Annotated in this window: 7 protein-coding genes and 1 pseudogene; 3 read left to right on the top strand and 5 right to left on the bottom strand. The window is 41.6% G+C overall.

Annotation, left to right across the window (positions count from 1 at the left end):
- A pseudogene (locus VFM80_RS08880) lies at positions 1 to 403 on the top strand (aconitate hydratase); the annotation flags it as partial.
- Here the strand turns inward: VFM80_RS08880 and VFM80_RS08885 are convergent.
- Positions 400 to 933: a hypothetical protein gene (locus VFM80_RS08885; RefSeq protein WP_395071473.1), complete on the bottom strand. Its 534-nt coding sequence runs from the start codon at positions 931 to 933 to the stop codon at positions 400 to 402. The pseudogene VFM80_RS08880 and the gene VFM80_RS08885 overlap by 4 nt on opposite strands.
- A 103-nt stretch (positions 934 to 1,036) precedes the next feature.
- On the opposite strand from VFM80_RS08885, the gene VFM80_RS08890 reads away from it, so the two are divergent.
- Positions 1,037 to 1,645, top strand: a complete 609-nt coding sequence (locus VFM80_RS08890) for a transposase (RefSeq protein ID WP_395071474.1) — start codon at positions 1,037 to 1,039, stop codon at positions 1,643 to 1,645.
- 179 nt (positions 1,646 to 1,824) lie between these two features.
- On the opposite strand, the gene VFM80_RS08895 is transcribed toward VFM80_RS08890, so the two are convergent.
- Complete coding sequence (locus VFM80_RS08895) at positions 1,825 to 2,841, bottom strand: glycosyltransferase family 2 protein (protein ID WP_395071475.1); 1,017 nt, start codon at positions 2,839 to 2,841, stop codon at positions 1,825 to 1,827.
- Positions 2,842 to 2,943: 102 nt separating this feature from the next.
- On the opposite strand from VFM80_RS08895, the gene VFM80_RS08900 reads away from it, so the two are divergent.
- The gene (locus VFM80_RS08900) at positions 2,944 to 3,486 is read left to right on the top strand and encodes a metallophosphoesterase family protein (protein WP_395071476.1); all 543 of its coding nucleotides are present in this window, start codon (positions 2,944 to 2,946) and stop codon (positions 3,484 to 3,486) included.
- Positions 3,487 to 3,506: 20 nt separating this feature from the next.
- Here the strand turns inward: VFM80_RS08900 and VFM80_RS08905 are convergent, their stop codons facing one another.
- From VFM80_RS08905 to msrB, 3 genes are all read right to left on the bottom strand, one after another.
- Positions 3,507 to 4,979, bottom strand: a complete 1,473-nt coding sequence (locus VFM80_RS08905; RefSeq protein ID WP_395071477.1) for a phytoene desaturase family protein — start codon at positions 4,977 to 4,979, stop codon at positions 3,507 to 3,509.
- Between the two features lie 164 nt (positions 4,980 to 5,143).
- The gene (locus VFM80_RS08910; RefSeq protein WP_395071478.1) at positions 5,144 to 5,674 is read right to left on the bottom strand and encodes a PH domain-containing protein; all 531 of its coding nucleotides are present in this window, start codon (positions 5,672 to 5,674) and stop codon (positions 5,144 to 5,146) included.
- 111 nt (positions 5,675 to 5,785) lie between these two features.
- Positions 5,786 to 6,136 (bottom strand): peptide-methionine (R)-S-oxide reductase MsrB (gene msrB, locus VFM80_RS08915; RefSeq protein ID WP_395071479.1); only part of this gene is annotated, 351 nt, incomplete at its 5' end.

Consider the following 6,136-nt stretch of genomic DNA (forward strand, 5'->3'; position numbering starts at 1 on the left):
AGCGCTCGAAGCCAAAGCAGAACACGGCGGACACATGGTCATTGCCGGCGAGAATTACGCACAGGGATCCAGTCGTGAGCACGCTGCCATCGCGCCGAGATATTTGGGTCAGCGAGCCGTAATTGCCAAAAGCTATGCCCGAATCGGATGGCAAAACCTGATAAATTTTGGAATTCCACCCTTTGAATTTGCGAACGATGAAGATTACGAGGATATCGATCAGGGTGATATCCTGAGAACTGAAAACATTCGAGCAAGCATCGAAAGTGGAAATACAGCCAAACTTATCAATGTCACCAAAGGCCATGAATACGAGGTTAAGCATACCCTCAGTAATCGCCAGCGAGAGGCTGTTTTAGATGGCGGGGTTATTAATACCTTTAAAAAGAAAAAAAGGGCTTAACCCATATCAAATCCATCTTTCCGCCTGTTTGCGGTGGTTAGGAACTTAAAAAGGCCTATGGCGGGGTGATGGATGGTGGTTGATTCGATTTCCATCGTTGCCGGATCAGGAAAAGTTGCCATTGGCCCATCTCCATCACCCGGGCTGGGGCCCGAAAGATGGAGATTACTGTCTCTAATCAACGCAGAGCGGGAGCAAGGGAAAGTCATATCGAATCCATCTTTCCGCCTGTTTGCGGTGGCTAGGTACTTAAAAAGGCCTATGGCGGGGTGATGGATGCTGTTTGATTCGATTTCCATCGTTGCCGGATCAGGAAAAGTTGCCATTTGCCCATTTCCATCACCCGGGCTGGGGCCCGAAAGATGGAGATTACTGTCTCTAATCAACGCAGAGCGGGAGCAAGGGAAAGTCATATCAAATCCATCTTTCCGCCTGCTTGAGGTGTTTAGGAACTTAAAAAGGCCTATGGCGGGGTGATGGATGTTGTTTGCTTCGATTTCTATCGTTGCCGGATCGGACATCTTTGCCATTGGCCCATCTCCATCACCCGGGCTGGGGCCCGAAAGATGGAGATTACCTAAGAATTGCTTTAAATTTTTTGCAGAAATAACATAAAAGAAGTTATTTCAATTTATGCAATTTCTTCCGGGGCATACATATCATGTGTACAATCAGGGTAATAATAGAGAACTCATATTCTTTAGCCGAGAAGACTATGTCTTATTTATCGAAAAAATGAGAAAGGCTTTATTCCCTCACTGTTCGATATTAGCTTGGTGCCTCATGCCTAATCATTTTCATTGGTTGATCCAAGTACATGAAGATTATGAGGTGTTATTTAATGCAAATCAACGAGAAAGAAAGCTAAATCCACTCAATAAAGATATTGGCTCACAATTAAGCTCATATACCCAAGCGATAAACAAAAAACATCACCGTTCAGGATCATTATTTAGGAAACGAACCAAGGCAAAATCCTTAAATAATGATATTACAAAAAGCAGAAATTACGGAATCAATTGTTTCTTATATATACATCAAAATCCATTAAAAGCCGGATTGGTAAATAAAATGGAAGAATGGGAGTTTTGCTCATTTATAGATTACGCAGGGCTTAGAGATGGAACTTTATGTGATAAAACATTAGCAACTGATCTATTCAAACTTCCGAATAATCCGGACGAATTTTATAAGCTTTCCATGAAAACGATTTCGGATGATATAATCCAAAACTTATACTGAATCTAACAATGGGGAATAATCCATCTTTCCGCCTGTTTGTGGTGTTTCGGAAATTAAAAAAGCATAAGGCGGGGTGATGGATGCTGTTTGATTCGATTTCTATCGTTGCCGGATCGGACATCTTTGCCTTGGCCCATCTCCATCACCCGGGCTAGGGCCCGAAAGATGGAGATTACCTGTTACTTAAGATGACTGAATTTCTTCACGCCTTTCACAAAATGTTGCCAGATCAGGCTGATGTCTAACATGGTTTTAGGGTCATCATCTGTAACTCTTTTTTGTTGGAGGGCTTTCCGTTTACGGGTGAGATCTCCAAGGCTCCTTAAAAAGTGAACATGAGCTCTTGCTACAGCCAGCCATTCTTTGGGTTTGCCTTCCAGTAGAGCTTTCCAGGCGGCAACTATATCAAGAAAAATTCTCAGTAAAAATCGTTTTCGAAGGCTGGTCGAAGAATAGTTTTTCCAAAGCATGAACAAGCTGTTTCGGAAATTATAAAATACTTTTCTGGGAGACCCCATTGGGAGCGAGCCGCCTCCTAAATGATAAACAACACTCTCGGGTGCATAAGTGATCTTAAAACCCTGATTTTGCATCCGCCAGCAAAGATCAATTTCTTCCATGTGGAACTCAAAAACCTCATCAAAACCACCGGATTTAAGGAACAGATCTTTGCGAATGGCCAGTGCAGCACCGGAAGCCCAAAAGAGATCGGTCTTATCATCGTATTGACCTTCATCTTTTTCAACCTCATCGAAAATTCGGCCGCGACAAAAGGTATAGCCGTATTTATCTATGAACCCACCCGCAGCACCGGCATATTCGAAGTGATCGGATTCAGTAACAGAACGCATTTTGGGTTGAGCAGCGGCTACAAGGTCATCATCAAATGCCTTATTAAGACCATAGAGCCAGTCTTTTTCCACTTTTACATCATTATTCAGGAACAGGAGAATTTCTTTTTCAGCAAAAGGAACAGCTCTATTATTTCCCCCGCAATAACCGTAGTTTCTGTCGAAGGACGCAATTTTAATTTCAGGATACGTTGACTTGATCCATTCTTTGGATCCATCATCAGAGGCATTATCTGCTATAATAATTTCGAAATTCGGATAATCAGTTTTGGTTACGGAAGGAAGGAAGTTTTTGAGATGCTCAAGAGCATTCCAGGTAACAATTATGATGCTAAAGCCTTTCAACGAATGAATAAAATTTTGTGAATGTTTATAAAAGAAGTGGAACTAGAAGTTTAAATATATTTCCTTGTTCCTTTGTTGGAATGTTAAGATGATACAAAAAGTATGATCAAAATAGGGCTTATTTCAGATACGCATAATTACCTCGATCCGCAGGTTCTTGAATTTTTCAAGGACTGTGATGAGATATGGCATGCCGGAGATTTTGGGAACGCAGAAGTTGCCGACCGGCTTAAAGAGGTCGCTCCTGTTATCGGCGTATATGGTAATATTGATGGGCAGGATATTCGTCAGGAATATCCGCTGCATCAAAGGTTTGAGTGCGAAGGCATCAGGGTGTGGATGACTCACATCGGAGGTATTCCCGGCCGCTATTGCATCCCGATCCGTGAAGAACTGGAATCGGATCCACCTGATCTGTTCATATGCGGACATTCCCACATCCTCAGAATATCCCGCGATCAGGACCTGAATAAGATGTTATATATGAATCCCGGTGCAGCAGGTAGACAAGGATTTCAAACCCATCGCACTATTATGCGTTTTGAGATCAAAGAAGGAGAAATTCACAATGTTGAGGTTATAAACCTTGATATAGAAGAGAAGGGACAAGAAGCAAAAGAAACTGTTTCAACCAAAAAAAGATAAGATCTCAGGAAGTTAGCTGATCATTCATATCTTTCGATCAGTTGCATAGCATTGAAAGCAGACTGCACCACTAGAGGAATCCCGCCGCCCGGATGCGTTGAGCCTCCCACAAAATAAAGCTTATCTATATCTTTGGATTTATTGCGGGGGCGTAAGAAAGCGGAAAATTTGTTATTGGATGAAGTCCCATAGATACTCCCTTTGTTTGAAAGATATTTTTCATAAAAGTCCTGAGGTGTAATGCTTTCTCTGAAACGAATATGAGCGGAAAGATCCGTTAAACTGCGTTTTTCCAGCTCACGGATGATCTTATCTCCATAAGCCTGTTCATGATCTTCCCAGTTGTAGTGATCGGATAAATAAGGAGCATTTACCAGGATAAAGAGATTAGAGCCTCCCGCCGGAGCATGCCCTTGGTCGGAATAGGAGGTATTTGCGATATAAATGGTAGGGTCATCGGGCATGACCTTATCCTCAAAAATTTGCTGAAATTCATATTCATAATCCTCTGAAAAGAAAATGTTGTGATGCGCCAACTGCTCATAGGTTTTGTCGGTGCCCAGCAAGAGTACAAATCCGGAGCAGGAAGGCTCTATGGTTTCGGCTTTTTGTTTCTTGCGGGATGAGACGGAAGAATTTGGAAGCAAATGGGATATGGTTTCGGTGGCATCGCTGTTTGATATAACCAGGTCAGATTGGATCTTTTTATCATTTTTGAGTTGAATGCCTTTTGCTTGCCCTTCCTCGATGATGATACTTTCGATCTCGGTATTGAAATGAAACTCAACCCCCAATGAAACAGCAAGTTGCTGAAGGGCTTCCGCTATTTTATACAGGCCGCCCTTCACGTAATAACCACCCTGATTGATCTCAACATGAGGAATTACATTCAGGGTTGCGGGGGCGTGAAAAGGAGAGGAGCCGTTGTAGGTGGTAAATCGCTTAAAGAACTTTCTTAAATATGGAGATCTGAATTTACTGTCAACGCGTTTACTTACAGTTGTGAATGCGTCTATGCCAAAAAAACTGAGGAGGTCAAGTTGTTTCAGGTCCCGGATATCGTATAAGGGATTAAAAATAAAAGCATCGGCCGTTTTACCGTACAGTGATTCCGCATAATTTAGAAAATCAAAATATGCTTGAGCATCTTCCGGAGCAAAAGACCTGATCTCATTGATGGTGGCAGACTTATCTTCAAAATTATTAAATATTGTGCCATCCGGATAGAAATATTTACAGATAGGGTGGAGGGGAATGAGTTCGATATGATCGGATAGTTCTTTGCCACATTCCCGAAACAGATTTTCCAAAACAAAAGGCATGGTGAGCAAACTGGGGCCGGTATCAAAACGGTATCCATCCACTTCGATCTGATTCATCTTACCGCCGGAATTCGCATTTTTTTCAAACACGGATACGTCATGGTTCTTTGATGCAAGCAAAGCTGCAATAGATAATCCTCCCAATCCCGCACCAATAATAGAAATATTCATTCTGTGTAACTAAATAAGCTTAAATGGAAAAAATAGCCTTATTGGCCTTATAGTTTACTTTTGAACTTGGTAATGACGTTACTAAAGTATTTAAAAAAGCCTTTCATTCCTTTTTGTGGGATAAATTAAATAGCTTAGGATAAATATCGAAAAGACTGAAAAGCTTAACTCAAAAGTTTCCCTTCAATTCTTTTGATAGAGTCTTTTATTTCCTTCAGTAATTCTACGGTTGGATCCACCTCATTTTTAGAGGTACCGGTCGTGTTATCCGTTACTTTATCGCGTTGATCGAAAACCATGGTTCGGAATTCAAAAGCATCAATGATGCCGATCAATGAAAGGTCGGAGCTTCCCTGACCGGTATTTCCGGCCGTTTCAATTTTGAGTACACTTAAACCGAAATGTTTAAGCAGGGGGCCTTCTTTAAAAGTAAGGTCCTGGATCTTATCCAAGGGAATTGTTCGCTCGGTTTGAAAGATATATCCTTTTTTAAATCGAAGAGAGCGGGTGGTGAGCTCGCATTCCAATCTCTCAAAATATCGTTTCAGGTAAAATGAGGCAATGAGCAGCCAGATGGGTATCAATGGGATCAGAACGATGGTAAGAGCACAGATCAATGAACCATACCACAGGATATAGGTTATGATCTTTGGGTTGAATTGTGCTTTATGAAGAATTTTTGCTTTTGAGTTCATGAAAGAGCTTTTGATTTCAGGTAAGGATAATAAAAAAGGCGTCTTAATTTAATAAGACGCCTCATTATCTAAATAGTTGCAGTGATTTACAATTTAAATATTTGATAAGGTTTAATTGGCTTCTGCCTCCTCCGCTTCGATGAAATCCATTGCGGCAGAGTTCATGCAGTATCGAAGTCCGGTAGGTTCGGGTCCATCATCGAATACATGGCCAAGGTGGCTGCCACAGTTGGAACATATGATCTCAGTCCTGTTCATAAAATAGCTGTTATCTTCCCGTTCACCTACTAAAGAATCGGCGATCGGTTTCCAGAAACTGGGCCATCCTGACCCGCTTTCATACTTATGCTCGGAGCTGTATAATTTTTGTCCACAGGCACCGCAAACATAGATTCCTTCTCTTTCATTACTGTTATACTCGTTCATAAACGGCAGTTCAGTTCCTTTTTCCCTTAAGATCCG

Source organism: Gracilimonas sp. (assembly GCF_035704785.1).
In the GTDB taxonomy this organism is placed as follows: domain Bacteria; phylum Bacteroidota; class Rhodothermia; order Balneolales; family Balneolaceae; genus Gracilimonas.